The sequence below is a fragment of the Bacillus cereus group sp. BceL220 genome, assembly GCF_051776965.1.
Classification (GTDB): Bacteria; Bacillota; Bacilli; order Bacillales; family Bacillaceae_G; genus Bacillus_A; species Bacillus_A cereus.
The window spans coordinates 321,654-341,890 of record NZ_JBPWBC010000004.1; the positions used below are offsets into that span (position 1 = coordinate 321,654).

Genomic DNA, 20,237 nt, shown 5'->3' on the forward strand with positions numbered 1-20,237 from the left:
GTTGAATTTATTACCTATTCAAAATTCTGTTTGTTCATTTTTTCTTAAAATACAAAAATATTTAACTTATAAATATACAAGCTATAATAGGGACGTCTAGGGATAACCTATTAGCACCTTAGAAAATATCAACTTTCTAAAATTGAACAAGATGAAAAAATCACTCAAAGAAAGGTGTGTAATCAAAAAGAAAATTTATTAAAAATTCTTTAGTAGCAAAAGACATCGCATTAGCTATGCCTTAGCACTGTCTACAATGTTGACGAGGTTATTGAAGCGATATAAAGGGATGGAAGTCAGATGTCTCACGAATTAAAAGCAATAGTTTTAGGGGAATTCTGGACATACTTACAATTTTTTAATCCTTATTCACTTAAATACACTCATCTACAATCAAAAGATTTTGAAAGCGTTAACAAACATTGGGTTTTAGATTCAATTAGAGAAGAACACACGATTTGAGGAACTTGTAGGAGATTCATTTTCCAGAACGACTTATATTCCTAAGACTTAAGAATAGGATACAAGGAGGATTTATTATATGAATGGGAATACTGCTAAAAAAATAGAATTGCAATCTGAAAATACTGTGATTACAAACGAGAAATATTTGGATCCTAAAAAGTGGCATAAGCAAGATACTACGTGGGCATTGAGCCTTTTTGGGACAGCAATTGGAGCAGGAGTACTCTTTTTACCAATTAATGCAGGTTCAGGTGGTTTATTATCATTATTACTCATTACATTACTTGCCTATCCAGTTATGTATTACTCACATAGAGCGCTTGCTAAAATGATATATGCTTCCAATTCTGCCGATGAGGGAATTACGGGTACAATAAGAGAGTATTTCGGAAATAAGGCGAGTATTATTTTTAACATCGTATACTTCGTCTCAATTTATACAATTGTCTTGATGTATTCAGTTGCACTTACAAATACTGCAAGTAGTTTTATTGTGAATCAATTACATATGAAAGAGCCCTCAAGAGCCATTTTATCGCTTGTCTTAGTACTGGGTCTTATCGCTATACTAAATTTTGGTCAAGATATCACTGTAAAAATTATGAGCTTGCTAGTATACCCTTTCATAGCTTCTCTACTATTTATCGCAATATCTCTAATTCCTCAGTGGAACACATCAATGCTTAGTTTTTCAGATGTCTCTACTGCTTCAACCGGAACAGGTTATTTGGGAACGATATGGATGATACTACCTATCATAGTGTTTTCATTTAACCATTCTCCAATGATTTCGTCTTTTGTGATAAAACAAAGATCTACGTATGGCATAGAAGCAACTGATGCTAAATGTGCTCAAATACAAAAGATTTGTTATATCATGACGTTCGTTGTTGTTATGTTCTTCGTTTGGAGCAGCGCACTGAGTTTGACTCCAGATGATTTAAAAGTGGCAAAAGAGCAGAACTTATCAATCCTATCCTATCTCGCTAATGAACTTAATTCGCCAGTAATTACGATTGCAGCTCCTATTATTGCTTTTATGGCTATAACAAAGTCTTTCCTTGGTCATTATATAGGATCATATGAAGTAATGCGTGACATGATTATCAAATTTGGTAAAACACGTGGAAAAGATATAGAAGAAAAAACAGTTAAGACAGTAATTCTTACTTTTGTCGTATTAACATGCTGGTACGTTGCTTATGCAAATCCAAGTATTCTTGGGCTCATTGACGCTCTAAGCGGTCCATTAGTTGCTGCTATCTTATGTCTATTACCAATGTATGCGATCCGTAAAGTACCGGTATTAGCTCAATATAGAGGTAAAATGAGCAATGTATTTGTTATTATTGTAGGAGTACTTACAATCTTAGCAAGTATTAAATCTTTATTCTAACTTACTAGTTAATTATCGTTATTACAAATCAGAATAACAAATTATCAAAACGAAAAGAAGTTGACGAACGATGTGTACAAACATAAAAAATCTATATATATTCAAAACTTAATTTACGTTTGTCTATATTAATATACTAGGATTAACCAAGAAGCATCCAACAAATTATTATTAATCGCTACATTTTCTTTCATAGTATGTCAACGTATAAAAAGACACTTTCTATAGTGTCTTTTTATACGTTATAAGATGAATACACTAACTACATACTTATAATTGGAGAGCTTTTGTGAATATCTTCTGTGAGTTGCTCTTTTTCTTTCCCCGTTTATTTCTTCTTTTGAAAAGGCACCACTATATGGACTAAATATCATAAAATGTTAATTTTCTTTTGCTTGCCTATATATTCAATCGCCATCCAGCCATTTTTGGGTATGTTCGATAAAACGTTTTGTCGCTGGTAATGCGTGTTTAATTGAAGTAAGTGACAACCCAAGCGATCGTTTAGGTTTGTCTTCCAATTCCACAACCGTAACATTTTCGCATTGTCCTTGTAATGCGAGTTCAGACATGACACTGATTCCAAGCCCGTTCTCCACCATCGCGACAATCGCATGATCATCACCGGTTTCAAATTGGATATCGAGATGAACCCTAGCAGCTTCTAATACTTTCCTAACATCGTAACCACATGAAGAAGCAGGCATAATAAAAGGCTCTTTCTCGAGCTGATCGTACTGAATTATAGATTGTTTACTTAATGAGTGATTTTTAGGAAGGACACATAGCATTCGATCTTTTCTTAGTGGAATAGATTCTAGATGGCCCGACGACGGTAGTGACATAAAACCTAAGTCAATCACCCCTTGTTGAATCCACGTTTCAATCATTCCATAATCACCTTCCATTAATTTGATTTCAATTCGAGGATATTCCAAGTGAAATCGATGAATGATTGCAGGCAACCAGTGAATAGAAACGCTTGTAAAGGTTCCGATGCGCAAGGTTCCTGCCACTATCCCATTAATCTCTGCAACAGTTTGCTTCAATCGCTCATTATGATTTACTACTTCACGAACATGCGTTAAAACACGCTCACCATTTTCTGTTAATCGAACACCCGTTTTATTCCGGGATAACAGTTGAAAACCATACTCCAATTCAAGACTTCTAATCGCATGGCTGACACCTGACTGAGTCACATTCAGTGCTTCGGCCGCTCTTGATAAGTTCCCCATTTCAACCGTCTTCAGAAAGATTTCTAACTTAGTCAGACTCATCGATTCTCCTACTTTCTCATGTATGAATTTTGTTCAAGTATAACATTACATATATTCGTTTTACTAATACTTGAATCACAATTAAACTAAGTACATAAAAATTTTAAAGGAGAACTAAAAATGAAACCAATAAAGGCTAATCTTATGATCTTACTTGTTACAATGACCTGGGGTACTTCCTACCTTTTTATGAAAATCGGATTGGAAACTGTCCCTTCATTTTCTCTTGTTGCATTACGCTTTGGTATTGCTTTTTTGGTTTGTGCTGCTGTTTTTTTTAAACAATTTCATTCAATTCATTTTGTCACCTTAAAATACGGCTTTATTCTAGGATTTTTACTTTTCTTTGTATCTGCTTCAGTCATCTTAGGTTTAAAAACGACATCAGCTTCAAATGCTGGTTTTCTAGCCAGTTTGACCGTAATCTTTATCCCTTTATTATCTATCGTTCTGTTTAAGGATCGACTGAGCTACAGACTAATCATTAGTTCCCTTGTTGCAATGACTGGAATTGGTTTACTGACTTTGAATAATCAATTAACACTTAATTCTGGAGATTTACTCTGTATACTCGCTGCTCTCTTTTATGCTTTTCATATTATTGTCACCGGAAGGGCGGCTAAAGTGGCCAATACATTGCAGCTTGGAATTCTTCAGTTGGGATTTGCAGGAGGGTTTGGCGTACTCTCTGCCCTGATTTTCGAAGAGCCGCAACTTCCATCCACTAAAGAAAGTTGGATCGCTGTACTGGTATTAAGTATATTCTGCAGTGCTTTTGCCTACATCATTCAGGCGATGGCACAGAAATACACAACACCGACACATACAGGACTCATTTTTTCGTTAGAACCTGTATTTTCTGCACTATTTGCATACCTGTTCATGAACGAAGTATTGTCACTCAAAGGGTATATTGGAGCATTACTTATTCTAAGCGGTGTTATACTTGCTGAGATAAAAGTAAAACGAAAATCTACATTTAAAGCAAAAAAGAGAGAGATGGAATGCACAGAGTAGTACTATAGTTCTTAATTTCTATATATAGAGATTTTTTGTTAAAAATAAAATTCTAGTACAAGTAAGAATTTATAATCAACCTTTGTTTCAACCCAACTTGCAACATGTTTGTGGTATCCTTGCTCAAATCATAATAAACATGGTATATCCAGCAGCTTAAGTCTTTTAATATAATATTAAAAAGTGGATGTGCATAATCGCATATCCACTCTCCCCATCTATATACTTACCTTCGCTTCTCCAACATCTTGTTTTTTAATTATATCTAAGTAAAAATGTGAAACAGTTGTGTTGTAATAAGGAGAAATGAAAATAAAAGATAGATTAAATGTAAACATTCCTATAAAGGCGGCTAATAAAAACCAACCAATAAATGATAACCAAAGAACAAATAACTTTGACTTTTGTCCTTTCATTATTCTTTTACTTTCCCTCAATGCTTCACTTGCTGTATAATCAGGATTCTCTATTAATATGTAATAAGACATAGAATAAGAAAAATATTTAATAATACCTGGAACGATTAATAATAGACTCCATAAAAAAAGAAAAATTGCCTGTAACAGACCCAATTTTATTGACTTAAACACGTTGTTCTTCTTAAATCCCAAAAATACATCATCTACTTTAGCATCTTCACTTTTACCTAAATGCAAGGTGAAAACAGAGTATCCAAATTTAAAGATACCTTGTATGGAACTGTAAATAAAGAAACAAATAATTCCTAAAAATATATAACTTAGAATAAGTAAAACTAGTGCAGTTGGATCTACTTGTGGTTCCCCACTAATCGAATAAATTAAGAACACATCCAAACCAATTACTCCAATAAATAAGCCAACTAATAAATACATGAAACCCGCGATTGCTGATGCACTAAGAGTGGGTACAAAATAGTTTAAAGCTGATACTCCAATCCCCAACCCCCATTTACCATCTAACGAATTAAGTGCTGCCTTCTTTAAATTTCTTGTCATACTTGTATTCCCTCCTTTTCTTATTTTCCTTTACTGAAAAAATAAAAGAACTTGCAGCAGGCCCCGCTACAAGTTCTTTTAGCTAAATTCTTTAGCTAATCAAAACAAATTATTTATTCTACACAATCGGGGATAATGCCTAAAATATGGTTTGTTAACATCATTATATAACATAATTATGAATTTCTGTTAAAAATTCTATATTTTTAGACAAATTACATCCGTTTTTTACTTGTTTTTAATTTTTATCTTCAAGATACTCTATAAAGTCATCATTTTCTCTTGTTAGAGGTAAATTTCCAACCTGATTATACAAATGAATAATAGGTAGCACTTCTAAAACCCAGTTTCTTAAACGAATCATTTTTTTAGCGTCTTCCGAGAAATTAGCTTATGAGAATTCACTGACTTCCTTTTCATTAAAAGGATAAAATTTAAATTTCTTAGGTTCGTTTATTTTTTGTAACTCTTCATATAAATTAAATGCAATATTGCCTTCCAGTTTACTAACATTGGTATCTTCTTTTATATCAATTAGTTTGCTTTATCTATTAACTCTGTTCTTAATTTTAAAATAGTAATCACATCACTTTTCAAACGAAAATAATTAATTAAGTTTTTACACTTTCTCAATATTACAGTATAAAATTTCTTATATAATTAAATTATTCTCTTTATTTATTTTATGTATATGTTCCCTTTGAACCCTACTATTATAGGGTTCCTTTTTTATAATCATATATTTATTAATTAATTTATCAATTTCCTGACTTAAACGGAGGACTTTCGTATGACTAAAGCCATGTTTATTTACCAGTTCTACTAATTCTAATTTTTTATTTTCTATTAGATTATTTAATTTCGCTACTAACATAAACTTTTTTCTTTCACACTCCCCCTGAGCAAAATAAAAAGAGCTGCTCCCAGCTCTTATATACTAAAAATCTTTATTATTGCAGTTTAAAATTTTCCATATTCTATTATAAATGAATATACATAAAGCTAACAACAATAATTGTTAGTGTATTAATAAAAAGTAGCAATATTTAATTACTGTTACAGCTTCTTGATACTTTCTCGGGTTCAAATTGACACTACTAGATAAAAAAATCCTGCATGTTTCAAACATGCAGGATTTTTTCTATTCTTCGTTTTTCATAAAGTAAGAAACAAAACGGAGAATTTCAAGGTATAACCATACTAATGTCATCATGAGCCCTATTGCGCTATACCACTCCATATGTTTTGCTGCCCCGCTACGTGCACCATTTTCAATCGAATCAAAATCTAGTAATAAATTTAATGCAGCAACGAAAATCACAACGGCACTAATAATGATACTGATTGTCCCACCTTGGTGAATGTAAGAAACAGTAAAAACAAAGGTGTTTAGTAAGAAGACAATCAAATACATAATTAAAATGCCAAGTGTTGCAGCTGTTAAAACAGTACGGAACTTTTCAGTTACTTTTATTATACGAGTAGCATATAATACTAACATTGCAAATAAAATCGAAATGGTTAACAATACAGCAGTTAAAGCAATAGAATTTCCAAAACGCATTGTATAATATGCAGAAATACTTCCTAATAAAATTCCTTTTACCACAGCATAAATCGGTGCGCAAACTGGTGATATTCGAGGAATAAATATAGCTAAAAATGCAACTATTATATTAACCACTGCTACTCCAATTAATACCGACATTTTCATTGTACCTTGTGTTACCTGTAAATATGAATAGACAGACGCTGCAAGAAGTAAGACAAGCATAACGAATGTTTTTCTAACGGTTCCACCAATGGTCATCGTAGAAGTGTTTGTTTGCTTTTTATGAAAAGCGTTCTTTTTTAACATTGGATTAGATGTTTTCATTATTTCCTCCTAAAATGTGTTTTGCGTATAAAGTGAATTTTTTATATCTCTAGTTTCTTATCGATGATGCGGCCAGTAAGCGCTACGAAGAAAATTATTAACAAACAGCTAAATCCTAGGTCAGTAATAGTACTCCACTCACTAGGATAAAAGGACGTATCAATAAAGCCATTCTGATCAATAAACTCATTGTTTTTTATAGTAACTACATATTTCTCTAATCTACTTAAAACATCCATTACTACTGTTTGGATTGTTACAAAAATAGCAAAGAAAATGATAAAGAAAAGTATCTTACTCACCGATTCCTTAACAGGAAACTGTTTTGTAATAACTATGATGAAATAACCAGAAACTAACAAAAACATGAAATCGATTCCCCACGAAAAAACAGCAAATACATGATGAAAGATGCCATATTCATATAACATATAAAAATCTTGTTGAAGACTCTCAGTTACTTTACTACCATTAGTATTTAAGGAAAAATAATATAAAAAAATTAGTCCTATTACTAGCAAAATAATAAATACGAGTGTGAAAAAAAATAAATTTGCATATATATTTCTTTGAGATGATATAGCTGTGTAGCGAATCATAGAATTTTTTATCGTTTTATTAAAAGATGACAACGCTAGTAAAAAAATAGAAAACGAAGCCATACATAATACTATTAGAAATATGGCTAATGTTATATCCTGTCTAAACGAATTCATTATTTTTAATGAACCTTTCACATGAAATAAAAGTAGTAAAGAAAAAGTGATAAAAACAAAATAAAAGATGGCTATGCTTCTTTTATTACACTTATATAAATAATGAAAAAGTGAATTCATTACTCAAAAACCTCCTTAAACAACTCATGTACTGCTTTCCCTTGATGAAAACGGATTTCCTCTACATTTTCATGTAATACAATATTTCCTTCTTTTAAAAAGATTACCTCATCAAATATATTTTCGATTTCTTCTATTAAATGAGTTGAAATGAGAATGGTACAATCTTCTCGGTAAAATTTAAGAATTAAATCTAATACATGTTTTCTAGAAACAAGATCAATTCCACCCAATGGCTCATCTAATATATATAACTTTGCTTTCCTGGAGAAAGTTAAGATAAGTTGTAATTTTTCCACTTCACCTTTGGATAAAGCAACTATATGCTCTTCTAATGGCATTTTAAATTCAGTTATTAATTCCATTGCTTGGTTTAAATCAAAATCAGGATAAAAATTCCGATAGAAAGCTACAGCATCTTTTATCGTCATCCACTCGTCAAAAACAGGACTATCAGGCATAAATGAAACAATTTTCTTTGTTTCTATTCCTACCTTCTGACCTTCAATTGTGATAGTTCCTTTAGAAGGATAACGCAAACCAGCAATCATTTTTAATAATGTTGTTTTTCCGCTACCATTATCACCAACAAGACCAATAATTTTCCCTTCAGAAATTGTTGCACTTAAATCTTGAAGCACTGTTTTTAAGTTATATCTTTTCCACAGATTCTCAATTTTTAATAACTCTGTCATTCGTTTTCCTTCCTTTTCTTTTCTAATGAAGAATGGAGGATTGGAAGAATTTCTTCTTTCGTAAATCCTAAATTGTCCATTCCATTTATAAAATTATCAAGCAACTCTGTTGCCATTTCTTTGCGTAGTTCAGTAATCATTTCTCTTTCACTCGTTACAAATCTCCCTGTTCCTCTTCGTGTCACAGCAATACCTTCTCGTTCTAGCTCTTGAAATGTGCGTTGAATTGTATTTGGATTCACTTGTAATTCACTGGCTAGTTCACGTACAGCTGGTATTTTATCACCCGGTGCTAAACGACCTGTTACAATTTCTTTTTTAACATATTCCATTACCTGAATATAAATCGGGATATTAGGAGAAAACTCAGTTTTCATTTCTCCCCTCCTCAGTATTAGTGTACTAGATGAATAATACACTAATACTGATTGTGTGTAAATGGTAATTTTCTCAAAAGATATATAGTAAATAAAAGACGATATATTTAGTGAATTAGTGTAACCAACTAAGTCCCATAAACGATCGTTTATGGGACTTTACTAATTTCTACCTAAACAGAGAAAAATACTATTCAAATTAAGTTGCAAAACTCATTACCAAAACAAAAGCTCCTAACATATTAGTCATGTAAAATATGTTAGGAGCTTGATATTTTAAGTGTTTTTTGGATTTAGGCCCTGATAACGTACGAAATTCGCTTTGTGTTGGCGCTATCCCATCGCTATCAAGCTAATATTTTATAGTACCCCCAAAACGAAAAAAACCACTTTGTATTAAAGTTGCAAATAATTTTTGCTCTCAAGTATTTTTCTTTTTTTAGTTGTTAGATGAGAATCATATATCTTAATAGGTTTTTTGTATTATAAAAAACCTATTAAGATATTAAACACAAATACCTATAGGTAATATTATATAAAAAATAAATGCGATGAAGAGAAGAGTAAATAAAGTGAATTCTATACAGAGAACCCTGGTAGCTGAAAAAGGGTTAGAATTTCTTTATTGAAGCAAGCCTCAGAGTAGCACGTCGGAACCTTTTAGGAGGGGGTTATGTGGCGGGATCTCCCGTTATAGAGCTAAGGTATAAGCATTTTTAAATGCCGTACCTGATAAAGTTAATATGGCGACATATTAATAAACTAGGGTGGCACCGCGATGATAAATCTCGTCCCTAAGACTTCAAGTCGTGGGAGTGGTATTTTTTTATTTTGTTTTAAGTGTTGCATTCTATCTGATTATATTTTAGGAGGAATTCAATTGAGTTTTAACAAAACATTGGAAATTTGGCGGTATCCATCTATCTTATTGTTTAATATTGGTGTTTCAAGTGTTGGAAGTTGGGTTTACTTTATTGCTCTAAACCTAATCGTTCTTAACATAACAGAATCAGCAATTACTGTCTCTGGTTTATATATTATTAGGGCTTTATCAACATTGTTTACTAATATTTGGTCAAGAAGTCTTGTAGATCGTTCAAATAAAAAATGTCTCATGATAGCACTAGGTTTATTTTTATACGAGCCCCCTCACCATCAATTTAAGAATTAAAAAAGAGGGGATTATCCCCCTCCTTTTTACGCTTGCTCCGACTGTCGGAATTATTTAATAAAACCACGATTCAACTTAGTTAACTTTTCATTGATGTTAAAAATTCTTACTCTAATATCTTTAACACCAGCTGCTTCAAGTCTGTTCTTGTGCATTTCCGCGTATTTTTCAGCATCTTGTTTTTCTTCAAATACATAAATGCCTCCAGCTTCTTTTGTTTCTTCATTCTCAGTCCATATTTTCCAGTGGAATCCTTCTTCTTCGTTAATACTATTTGCTAAATCCCAAAATCCTTTTTCCATTTCTTCACCAAAAGGACCTTCAAACGGAAAATCAACTTGTAATAAATATGCCATTTTCACTCACTCCTATTTTTAATATAAAATTCTTGCCATTCTTTTACTGATTATGATCCGAATGATCGTAATGTCTAAATTCGTATTGCTATTATTATTCAAGCACTAATTGGAGAATCCCCCTATTTGTAACATAATCACAAAACGATAGTAACTTGAACGCATAAAGTGAAAGTTTAATAGTTTTCAGTTATGTTTAAAAAATATGATACAAACTTACCCCTAAACTAAGGACAAACAAAACAAGCGCAGGTATTGCTTTCTTAAAAGGATCTCTCGCTAATACAATTAGAGTTAATGCGGCTGCAAGCATCGTACCGCCTAATAACAATCCTGCCCATAAAGCTACTACTGGAATCCAGATTCCTATCAACATTCCAATCGCTCCTACAATCTCAAAAGCTCCAGTTAAGAAATTAAAAAACGAAGGTAAACCAAATCGTTTGAACTCATCTGCCATTTTCCCGGATATAATTTTCATTCCTGTCATTAAAAAGAACAGAAACAACACTACTTTTACAATATTGATGAAAATTAAAATAGTAATCACACCTTTCTTATTATTTGATAAAAACTCAGTATTGTTCAGGTAGTAGTCACTACCTTTACCCTATTTCCTGAGATTACCCGTATGGAAGTCGCTTCCATTTACATTACCCTTCTCAATATTAAAGGGCCGAAAATTATGTGCTATAGCATATATAATTCAAAAATTTGACTGGTACTAAGCAAAAAAATGAACCTGAATCAGATATGATACAAAATAAAGTTATCTTCCCATTCGTCCAAACAAAAAGTATATGCTATAGCATATATAATATCTAAAACAAAGTTTGTTCCTTATGAATAGCATAGCATCAATAAGGAACAAATATTAATAGTGTGTATCATACAATTTGTTTAATAGCGATTGTAATACTTTAATTTCTTCCCTGCTCAAATTACTCGTAACGAAATGGTGAGCGTCTTTCACTACAGGCAAGATTGTTTTCTTTAACTCGTCACCTTTTTCAGTTAAAAAAAGGTTATGTGAACGCCTATCTTGGTCATTCAAAGCCTTCTTTACAATCCCTTTTCTCTCCATTGACTGTATCATTCTAACAACAGTAGTTTGATCTTTATCAATAGCTTCCGCCAACTCTTTTTGAGTAGTGCTCCTTTGGCTACAAAGAACACTAATAATCCCCCACTGCTCTGGCGTAACTCCATAAGGCTTTAATTTCTTCGTAAAATAATTGGTCATTTTCACATCAGTACGATGAACAAGATAGCCTATTAAATCATGTAAGTTCATATATCACCTCTATAAATTAAGATATAAAAGGATATAGCATACCAGTCAATCATTCACAATGAATGTATTTGTTTCACCATATATATGCTATGGCACATATATTAAAGTAGATTATTTTAATTGTCAAATGATTTACCTATTATTTTTCGAAAACAAAATCGCACCCTTAGATTATAGCAGGAATAACTAATCTGACGTATTTCTCTGGCGATTTCTCCCCTGTCGTTTTATGATATTCTAATAACATTTGATAAAATATGGTATCTACAGACTGTCAAACACCTTTCAAGATACCTCATCCAGTTCTTGCTGTTACAAGATAAACAGCATATAATCAGTTAACCACCCACATTAGCAACGAAAACATAAAGAAAAGGCATTCCAAATATGAAACACCTTCTTTCGTTTTATAAAACCATCCAACACGCTGAACTTTTCAATTTAATATAATCACTCGTTTAACTAAAGAAATTGATTACGTGCATAACGCTCTTCTCACTTTTCTTGCAAAATTTAGTGGATTATCAACGTCTTCGATATTAACGTAAATCAAATTTGGATCATCACATAACCACTCATTGTGTATAGACGAAACGATTATTCCTTGTTTAATAATTGTCGCCACAAATTCAGTGACTTCTTTTTGTAAGAGTGCTACTCGACCTAGGCATAATGCCCGTCCAGTTTTATTGTCTCGTGATTCGAATGAAAAGGAAGTTGTTACTCTAAAACGTTTTCCTAAGATTGTTGCTCGTATTTCATCCCTGTTTATTGTTGCCACGCATTTCCCACCGGCGAATCCTTCTTGCCCGCCGATAATTCTTGCAAACTGTTGACAAATTAATTCATCATTAAACGCCATACCTTTAATCATCCCCCCTTTTACTGTTAGGTTATGAATGAATACATAGGTCTGAAACGGTAATGAATCTAATCTATTAAAAAAATGATGGCAATCTACCGAGAGCTATTAGCTCAATTATTCTTGATTATTTAAATTAACTCAGCTATATATATTAAGACATTTTTAAAAAGCATAAAAAAGACACCCTAAGGTGCTATCCTCCGACTTGAGAATCGTATCTATGTATGGAGAAATTTAGAAAAGACAAATACAAAAGAGAAAATTCTAACTATAATTTATAGAACTCTTATGCCATGAATTACTTACATATTTCCTTATTTACCAGAAGAAGAATCTCAGTTACATTATTTTCTGAACAGTCTCGTTAAAGCCATCCCAAGAAATCCAATGCCCATTCCTATTAGCCATCCAGTTTGGGCATTACCTAACATAGATCCCACTCCTCCACCAAGAAACATACAGCCAACGAATACTAATCCTCCAACTCCCCAATTTGGCCGTTCCATAATTCAATCACATCCTTTCAATAAAACATATGCGATTAGCTCCCTCAACTTTCTTCTATAGGATAGTTCATTATTTTGCTTAAGTTTAGCGCTTCAAGTAATTCATAAGATGTGAAGCTTGAATCATTTATATAGATTGTAGAAGTATGAAGATTTTCCACATTTCAAAATAGTAACGTATAAACATGAAAAAAACTCCTAACAAATTTTGTTCGGAGTTTTTTCAAATATGCGATATTTATTTAATCTTCATTATTGATTTCTATTGTACCTGTCCTAGCACTAACTTTTAAAATATTTAACAGATTATCAGGTGTCTTGATTTCCACTTCATATTCAAATTTTGATTGTGCTAAGTTGTCATCTTCTAATTCAAATTCTTTTTTCACATTCATAATTTCTCCATTTGTATGAGCTAAAGAAATTTCACGAACTTGTTTCTCTGTGTAGTTTTCATTCTTTTTTGCATAATTGTAACCCATACCATAATATCCACCAACAATAGCAATACCACTTACTAAAATAGCAATTACACTTATAATTATTTTCTTTTTATGTTTTAACATTTTCATCCACTCCTTAATGATTAATCATCTATTCCAAATCTTGCTTCAAGTGCATTTTCTGCTTGCTCTAATTGATCTTCCAGTATATCGTGTTCTTTTTCTTGCGTTTGATATTGCTCAACAGTTATCGTTCCAGCGTGATAATCTGCTTCTAGCTGATTATCAGATAGATCTATCTTGTCATCCAATTGGTCAATTTCTTTTTTTGCTGCTAAGTACGTATTTAAGTTATCTTCTTTTGCTCCAACTGGTTTCGTGTTATTTGCCTTTTCTACAATAGATGAGACTTCGTTTTTGAAATCTTGTATTTGTTTCTTATCATTTGTAGCAGCTTGTGTTTTGTTTGGTTCTTGTTGTAGTTGAGCGACTTCTTTTTGTAATTTATCATTTTCCACTTTCAGTTGTTGTACTTCTGTATTGTTATCAACTTGAGTAGAACAAGCTGTTAAGAATAAACAGGACATTGCTCCAATCAGCATCCATTTTCCCATTCTGTTTTCCTCCCTTTACATGTGCACCTTATCCTTGCCTTTATATTACTGAACAAACATTAAAGGAAGATTAATGTACAAAAAAATAAAGTGAAGGCTTTTACAGGCAGTTAATCCCTACCTACCTCCCTCGCATTCACCGAATTTTGAGGGAGGAGTCTTACTGCCCGTTAATGCGGGATAAAATGATATAATTAACTAGTTTCTAATCTTTCTTTAATGTTTTGGAATTATAGTGATACATATTAATAAGAAGAAAAGGAGAATGTTAATGCGAGTTCTTATCGTCGAAGATGAACAAGACTTACAAAATATATTGGTGAAACGATTAAATGCAGAACATTATAGTGTCGATGCATGTGGGAATGGAGAAGATGCCCTGGATTATATAAACATGGCTACCTACGATTTGATTGTCCTTGACATTATGATTCCCGGAATAGATGGTTTACGCGTATTACAAAGATTACGCGCGGACAATAATGCAACTCCTGTCTTGCTTCTTACAGCTAAAGATACAATTGATGATCGTGTAACAGGACTCGACTTAGGTGCAGATGATTATTTAGTAAAGCCGTTTGCTTTTGATGAACTGTTAGCAAGAATTCGAGTGTTAATGCGAAGAAAAACAGGAAATACATCTAATGTGTTTGAAATCGCTGACCTAGTGGTAGATTGCAATATGCATAAAGTAATAAGAGGAGACCAAGTTATCACTCTTTCCAGTAAAGAATTTGCTATTTTAGAATATATGATCCGTAATAAAGAAGTTGTGCTGACACGAGATAAAATTGAGCAACATGTGTGGAATTACGACTATGAAGGTGGCTCGAATATTATTGATGTTTACGTCCGCTATCTTCGCAAAAAAATTGATAGCCAGTTTGAAACGAAGTTAATTCATACAGTACGAGGAACTGGTTACGTATTGCGAGTAGAATCATGAAAAGACTATCAATAAAAATGAGAGTGACCCTGTGGTATACGGGGCTAATTGTAATTATTATGGCACTCGTGTTAGCTTTTATTTTAACTTCTTCAGATAAAGTTTTGCTTTTTAATATGAAAGATCAATTAAAGAGCACAGTAAAAGAAAGTATGGAAGATATCGAATATAAGCATGGACAGTTAAAGATTGACGATGATTTTGAAACCTTAGAAGATGGAGTAAATATAAGCATTTATAGTAAACAAGGTGAGCTGTTGGTAGGACATAGTCCAACAAGCTTTAATAAAAAGATATCGCTTAAATCTGATGAAATACAAACCATTAAAGATGGCAATAAAGAATGGATAGTATATGATTTTCTCCATAATGCAGGCGGCGATGAGCAAGTCTGGGTTCGTGGAATAATGACTATGAACCAATTATCCTCAACGATGAATACGCTTATCGTGGTAACAATCATCTCATTCCCATTACTTATTCTCATTGCGGCATTCGGAGGATATTTTATCACGCAAAGGGCGTTTCGACCTGTGCAACAAATGAGTGATTCAGCCAGTAAAATTGGTGATGGTAAAGACCTTTCGAAGAGAATTAATTTACAAGGTTCACCGAAAGACGAAATGTATCATTTAGCACAAACCTTTGACAAAATGTTTGAGCGATTGGAGACATCATTCGAAAGTGAAAAACAATTTACATCTGACGCATCTCATGAATTAAGAACACCAACATCTGTTATTATTTCGCAATGCGAATACGCTTTATCGCAGAGAAATAATCCGAAAGAAATGGAAGAATCGTTAGAAGTAATTTTAAAACAATCACGTAAAATGTCCGCTCTAATCTCACAACTCTTATTATTAGCACGAGCTGACCAAGGAAACCATAATACTTTCCAATTTGAATGTATCAATATGAGTGAATTAACGGAAATCGTTGTAGAAGAGCTTTCATTAATGATTCAAGAAGCTTCGATTGATATAACAACTAATATAGAGGAAGACCTATTTATTAAAGCAGATCAAACATTGATGATGCGTTTATTAATGAATTTACTAACGAATGCGATTGCTTATAGTAAAGCGAGCGGAACTGTGCATATGCAACTATTCCGTGATGAAACCAACATAATAGGTAAAGTCTCCGATAATGGCATCGGCATCAGCGAGCAACATATTAATAAAATATGGGACCGCTTCTATCGAGTTAATGCAGCACGCACATCTTCAAACATCGGAAACACAGGTTTAGGATTGTCGATGGTAAAATGGATTGTCGAACTACACGGAGGAGAAATTACAGTTGAAAGTGAATTAGGAGAAGGCAGTACTTTTACATTTAAACTACCAATTGAAAAAAGAGCATAATTTATGCGTGTCTGTAGCTTCAGAATAAAGATTGATTCAAAGGCTCTCTACAATCCTTATGTAAAAATAACTGACGCATTTTAAACATCAACGATTTTATCATTTTGGACAACCTTTTCTGTTAAATTCATGTGGATGCGAAAAAAACTATCGAAATAAAACCCCAGAAATCCAACGGTCTCTGGGGCTTCATTATATATTTAGCTCTTTTTGCTTTTTGTTTTGTTTATGTCTATACAGTAACTTTCGACTTATTAGAGAAATCACTAATAAGGTCAGAATTAATAAGATAAGTTGCATAAATGATAAATCAAAATATTTAGCACCTGTAACGATTAAAAGTGTAGAAATCGTGCCTTTTACAACGAAAAAAATAATAACCCATAACCCGCCTTTTTTCCAGTTCATTTTATATTACCCTTTCCTACGTTTAAATTCTTAAAATATTTAATGATAGTTCGTAAATATGACAACTTAATAGAAATCTATTATATTAACAAAAAATTCATGTCTAATTAAATGCGACGATTCTATATTAAGTGAAAATGATATTCATTGTCAATTTTATTGATTATTTGAATACTTATTCTTAATCTCTTTCTACTTTGTTTCTTATAAGCAATACACTTTTATATTCAAACAAAAACACCTCCATTACATTTGCACACTTAGTATGCGAATGCAAGAGGTGTTTTTTTCATATACCATCAGATAAGATTTCCTGCTTTGTTTATTTCTTGATACGTAGCTATTTTCTAGTACACGATAACTGGATCATACGTGTTCAAACTATCATATACAGTTTTTGCAACATTAGGAAGAAGGTTCACACACCCACCTGATCCTCCTGTTAAATAAGCATTATTTCCCCAGTCTTTTCGCCAGCCGGCATCGTGGAATCCTTGACCGCTATTGGTGAATGGAACCCAGTAATCTACTTTAACCGCATAATCAGCTTTCCCTACTGCGCTACCTCTTAGCGTGTATGGTGTTCGTTTGTATAGAACGTACCAAACACCTGGTGATGTATCTTCACCCGTGCTATGTTTACCCGTTACTACATTTGTTGTAACGACTAATTTTCCATCTTTGTAAATCCAAATTTGTTGCTCTGCAATTGAAACTTCTGCATACGTGTCTCCGATGCCATTATTCGATGTTGTTTTATAACCGATACCTTCCTTCTCCCAACCATTTCCGTGAATATTAGAAGCAGAAAGCGACTTTTCGCCTTTCTCAAAGGCTTGTTGAACTTGTTTAGTTTCTTTTTCAACATCTAGTGCCCAGCCGTATCCTTGTCCTTTTACTGATATGACTGAACCGGAATGCGTTTTAAATGAGAAATCTTTATTTAATGTTGATTTGGCATTATTAATTTCAGTAATTTTCTTCTTAATGTCACTCGCATCAATTGTAACTTTCATATCCTTTGACATAGAGGCATTTTGAATTAAATCTTTCGCTTTTAAAGGATAAACTTCATCCTGCACTTTATACTCAACAGACTGCCCAAGAAGATTCTGTAGTGCTTTCTCCTCTTTTTTGACAATCGGGTCGTCTTCTTTAATAGGTTTTATGTATGCAGACTTCAGATGAATTTCGCTTTTATATTTTTGCTTATCATAATCTTTCAGTAGACTAGTAACATCATACTGTTTTCCTTCAACACTTTTCGAAATAACAATTTTCCCTTGTTCTAGCTTCGCCATAGCATCTTGAGGCGCTTTTAATTTCTCATTCATAGAGATGAGCTTTTCTTCTACAAGTTTTTTCATCGTTTCACTACGATACTGATCTGCCTTCTCTGGTAGCAATGAATAATTTTCTCCCTTTGAGGAAGGGAAAAATGTCCACTGGTTTTTTAATAGTTTCTTAACTTGAGGCAAATCTTTTTCCGTAAGTTCCGTTTTTGTATCTTTTTCATCTAAAATTTGTTGTTGATCAACATAGACTTTGTTTGCTAGTCCAGATGTCTTTAATTTCTGTATTGCCTGATCAGCGCTCAGACCACCAACTTTTGTGTCATTAATTGTAACATTCGAATTGAAGTGAGTTGCCTGATAATAACTCATTCCCCCAATAAGAAGTGCAATTACACCAATACCCGCTGCGATAAACTTCCAATTTGTATAACGTTTGTTTGATCTTACTCGTTTTTGATCAATTTCTTCAACTGATTCATTTGTTGTATTGTTGTTCATCAATCTTTCCCCCGTATGCATTAACGTCAAACGATTTTCAACTAAAATCATAGACTAGTGTACCTTATTTTTCCTAAAATTTCATTATTTCCGACCACATTTTATCGCAATTTAATGATTTAATTTAGATTTTTTAATAGTACGATGCATTGAACAGCCCTTTACAAGTCATAAAGTGAAACTTAAATTAACCGTCACACCAAGAGATTTAGCTTAATATTCTAGGGGAAAATTTTTCTCTTTACGTAAAATACGAATTATATTATCCATTTTTATGAACATCAATCCCTAATTTTGTCAAAAAAATAAACGATAGTCCTTCTACATTTTTGATAAAAGGACTATCGTTTTTTCAGTTAGAGTATTTGTATAATCGTTTAACTTTTTATTTCCTGAAGGTCTAATGTGATGAAGATGACGAAATTTCATCTCATAGCCTTTAAATGAAAAACATTATTTTTTTATGACAATCAAGTTTATTTTTATAAATTAAACCCTTAGCTTGATGCCTTCCATATATCCAGCAGCCTAAGATTAAGTAAGAGTCCGTTCAACTAGATTTTTTCTAATATTTTTAGGAGCATCTTATTTCAGCCTCGTCATATTACACTAATTGAATTTAAAACAAATCCGTATGCTATTTAGTAAAATTTACGATTCGAGACATAATTATTGCAGTAGCCAAGATAATAATAGCGGTTATCAAACCAGATTCTCCAATCCAAATCTCAGTTTGATCTCCTGTACTTGCACGTGCGAAAGGTCCTTGAATAATGGCATTCCAAGTAGTATGAATGATAACCGAAGGCCAAACGCTACCTGTGATAAGTCGTAAATAAGCTGTAATATAACTGAATGGCACAATACAAAAATAGATGCCAAGTACTGAAAGTAGGGCAGATGTTCCCTCTACATATAGACCAGCAATAACAATTGGAACATGCCACGTTGCCCAAATCAATCCGCTAATAAGGATTGGGCGTGAAAACTCTGCATCGATTAGTCTTGTAAGCATATAACCTCGCCAACCCATTTCTTCTCCCATAACTGGAATTAAGTTAAGCAAGCTACCTAAAACTCCGCTCAATACTACTATAAAAATGAAACTTAATGGTATCGGTAGATACTGAAATCCAAGTATATTGTAAATAGGTTCTAGCATACCACCTTGCGGGGGCTGAAACCTCGCAATTCCGCTCAACCAGGCGATAGAATAAGTAATTCCACAAATAATCATAGGTATTAGCAGAGCAAAACCAATCCCCTTCCATATCTTTAAGTTACCGAGACTAAAAGATACATCTTTAAACCCTTCTTTCAATATTATGCGAGTCAAAATAGAAGAAAATGCTGGGGTAAACATATATACCACAATAAGCGGCATACTTTTAGTAATCATTACTACTACATTTAGAATAATAGAAGTAATGGTTAAGATACTTAGAAAGAGTTGAAGTCCTATTTTAGCACGTTGGATTTTATCTTTATTGTGGAATGCTTCTCCGTGTAATAACATTGTAATCCGCCCTTCCCCTTTTATTCATTTGTTTAT

General features: G+C 32.8%; 21 protein-coding genes, 1 pseudogene and 1 other annotated feature. Of the genes and pseudogenes, 5 read left to right on the forward strand and 17 right to left on the reverse strand.

Features of this window, described 5'->3' with window-relative positions:
* Positions 1-541 precede the first annotated feature (541 nt).
* Positions 542-1,861 (forward strand): aromatic amino acid transport family protein, encoded by a 1,320-nt coding sequence (locus ACS2FK_RS13735; protein WP_063547880.1) that lies wholly within the window; start codon positions 542-544, stop codon positions 1,859-1,861.
* Positions 1,862-2,268: 407 nt separating this feature from the next.
* On the opposite strand, the gene ACS2FK_RS13740 is transcribed toward ACS2FK_RS13735, so the two are convergent.
* Positions 2,269-3,141 carry a LysR family transcriptional regulator gene (locus ACS2FK_RS13740; RefSeq protein ID WP_063547882.1) on the reverse strand — a complete coding sequence of 291 codons (873 nt, stop codon included), beginning with the start codon at positions 3,139-3,141 and terminating at the stop codon, positions 2,269-2,271.
* A 120-nt stretch (positions 3,142-3,261) separates the two neighbouring features.
* Between ACS2FK_RS13740 and ACS2FK_RS13745 the strand changes: the two genes are divergently transcribed.
* Complete coding sequence (locus ACS2FK_RS13745; protein ID WP_063547884.1) at positions 3,262-4,158, forward strand: DMT family transporter; 897 nt, start codon at positions 3,262-3,264, stop codon at positions 4,156-4,158.
* Positions 4,159-4,376: 218 nt separating this feature from the next.
* Here the strand turns inward: ACS2FK_RS13745 and ACS2FK_RS13750 are convergent, their stop codons facing one another.
* The 6 genes from ACS2FK_RS13750 to ACS2FK_RS13775 form a co-directional block, all read right to left on the reverse strand.
* On the reverse strand, positions 4,377-5,135 hold the full coding sequence (locus ACS2FK_RS13750) for a DUF975 family protein (RefSeq protein WP_063547886.1): 759 nt from the start codon (positions 5,133-5,135) through the stop codon (positions 4,377-4,379).
* 652 nt (positions 5,136-5,787) lie between these two features.
* Positions 5,788-6,009, reverse strand: coding sequence for an aspartyl-phosphate phosphatase Spo0E family protein (locus ACS2FK_RS13755; protein ID WP_000959245.1), 222 nt, complete (start codon positions 6,007-6,009; stop codon positions 5,788-5,790).
* A 267-nt stretch (positions 6,010-6,276) separates the two neighbouring features.
* Entirely contained in the window at positions 6,277-7,011 is a 735-nt protein-coding gene (locus ACS2FK_RS13760; RefSeq protein ID WP_061457441.1) for a Bax inhibitor-1/YccA family protein, read from the reverse strand.
* A gap of 41 nt (positions 7,012-7,052) precedes the next feature.
* Positions 7,053-7,847 (reverse strand): hypothetical protein, encoded by a 795-nt coding sequence (locus ACS2FK_RS13765; RefSeq protein ID WP_001086592.1) that lies wholly within the window; start codon positions 7,845-7,847, stop codon positions 7,053-7,055.
* Positions 7,847-8,542 (reverse strand): ABC transporter ATP-binding protein, encoded by a 696-nt coding sequence (locus ACS2FK_RS13770; RefSeq protein WP_000137758.1) that lies wholly within the window; start codon positions 8,540-8,542, stop codon positions 7,847-7,849. Before ACS2FK_RS13770 ends, ACS2FK_RS13765 begins: the two co-directional genes overlap by 1 nt.
* Positions 8,539-8,919, reverse strand: coding sequence for a GntR family transcriptional regulator (locus ACS2FK_RS13775; protein WP_063547888.1), 381 nt, complete (start codon positions 8,917-8,919; stop codon positions 8,539-8,541). Before ACS2FK_RS13775 ends, ACS2FK_RS13770 begins: the two co-directional genes overlap by 4 nt.
* A gap of 542 nt (positions 8,920-9,461) precedes the next feature.
* Positions 9,462-9,718, forward strand: a binding site (T-box leader).
* An 81-nt stretch (positions 9,719-9,799) separates the two neighbouring features.
* Here ACS2FK_RS13775 and ACS2FK_RS13780 point away from each other — a divergent pair.
* Positions 9,800-10,054 (forward strand): annotated as a pseudogene (locus ACS2FK_RS13780) (MFS transporter); the annotation flags it as partial.
* Positions 10,055-10,140: 86 nt separating this feature from the next.
* Here ACS2FK_RS13780 and ACS2FK_RS13785 read toward each other — a convergent pair.
* The 7 genes from ACS2FK_RS13785 to ACS2FK_RS13815 form a co-directional block, all read right to left on the reverse strand.
* Positions 10,141-10,446, reverse strand: coding sequence for a monooxygenase (locus ACS2FK_RS13785; RefSeq protein ID WP_000323764.1), 306 nt, complete (start codon positions 10,444-10,446; stop codon positions 10,141-10,143).
* A gap of 196 nt (positions 10,447-10,642) precedes the next feature.
* On the reverse strand, positions 10,643-10,993 hold the full coding sequence (locus ACS2FK_RS13790; protein WP_031312939.1) for a DoxX family protein: 351 nt from the start codon (positions 10,991-10,993) through the stop codon (positions 10,643-10,645).
* A 327-nt stretch (positions 10,994-11,320) separates the two neighbouring features.
* Positions 11,321-11,740 (reverse strand): MarR family winged helix-turn-helix transcriptional regulator, encoded by a 420-nt coding sequence (locus tag ACS2FK_RS13795; RefSeq protein ID WP_063547892.1) that lies wholly within the window; start codon positions 11,738-11,740, stop codon positions 11,321-11,323.
* Positions 11,741-12,215: 475 nt separating this feature from the next.
* Complete coding sequence (locus ACS2FK_RS13800; protein ID WP_063547894.1) at positions 12,216-12,614, reverse strand: DUF1259 domain-containing protein; 399 nt, start codon at positions 12,612-12,614, stop codon at positions 12,216-12,218.
* A gap of 335 nt (positions 12,615-12,949) precedes the next feature.
* Entirely contained in the window at positions 12,950-13,111 is a 162-nt protein-coding gene (locus ACS2FK_RS13805) for a hypothetical protein (RefSeq protein WP_196213899.1), read from the reverse strand.
* A gap of 242 nt (positions 13,112-13,353) precedes the next feature.
* On the reverse strand, positions 13,354-13,677 hold the full coding sequence (locus ACS2FK_RS13810; protein ID WP_063547896.1) for a PepSY domain-containing protein: 324 nt from the start codon (positions 13,675-13,677) through the stop codon (positions 13,354-13,356).
* A 20-nt stretch (positions 13,678-13,697) separates the two neighbouring features.
* Positions 13,698-14,168: a hypothetical protein gene (locus ACS2FK_RS13815; protein ID WP_000521301.1), complete on the reverse strand. Its 471-nt coding sequence runs from the start codon at positions 14,166-14,168 to the stop codon at positions 13,698-13,700.
* 271 nt (positions 14,169-14,439) lie between these two features.
* Between ACS2FK_RS13815 and ACS2FK_RS13820 the strand changes: the two genes are divergently transcribed.
* Both ACS2FK_RS13820 and ACS2FK_RS13825 read left to right on the forward strand, forming a co-directional pair.
* Entirely contained in the window at positions 14,440-15,114 is a 675-nt protein-coding gene (locus ACS2FK_RS13820) for a response regulator transcription factor (RefSeq protein ID WP_063547898.1), read from the forward strand.
* Positions 15,111-16,484 carry a sensor histidine kinase gene (locus tag ACS2FK_RS13825; RefSeq protein ID WP_063547900.1) on the forward strand — a complete coding sequence of 458 codons (1,374 nt, stop codon included), beginning with the start codon at positions 15,111-15,113 and terminating at the stop codon, positions 16,482-16,484. Before ACS2FK_RS13820 ends, ACS2FK_RS13825 begins: the two co-directional genes overlap by 4 nt.
* A gap of 192 nt (positions 16,485-16,676) precedes the next feature.
* Here the strand turns inward: ACS2FK_RS13825 and ACS2FK_RS13830 are convergent, their stop codons facing one another.
* From ACS2FK_RS13830 to ACS2FK_RS13840, 3 genes are all read right to left on the reverse strand, one after another.
* Positions 16,677-16,892, reverse strand: a complete 216-nt coding sequence (locus ACS2FK_RS13830; RefSeq protein ID WP_001104104.1) for a hypothetical protein — start codon at positions 16,890-16,892, stop codon at positions 16,677-16,679.
* Between the two features lie 347 nt (positions 16,893-17,239).
* Entirely contained in the window at positions 17,240-18,685 is a 1,446-nt protein-coding gene (locus ACS2FK_RS13835; RefSeq protein WP_063547902.1) for a L,D-transpeptidase family protein, read from the reverse strand.
* A 637-nt stretch (positions 18,686-19,322) separates the two neighbouring features.
* Positions 19,323-20,201 carry a CPBP family intramembrane glutamic endopeptidase gene (locus tag ACS2FK_RS13840; protein WP_000924281.1) on the reverse strand — a complete coding sequence of 293 codons (879 nt, stop codon included), beginning with the start codon at positions 20,199-20,201 and terminating at the stop codon, positions 19,323-19,325.
* Positions 20,202-20,237 lie beyond the last annotated feature (36 nt).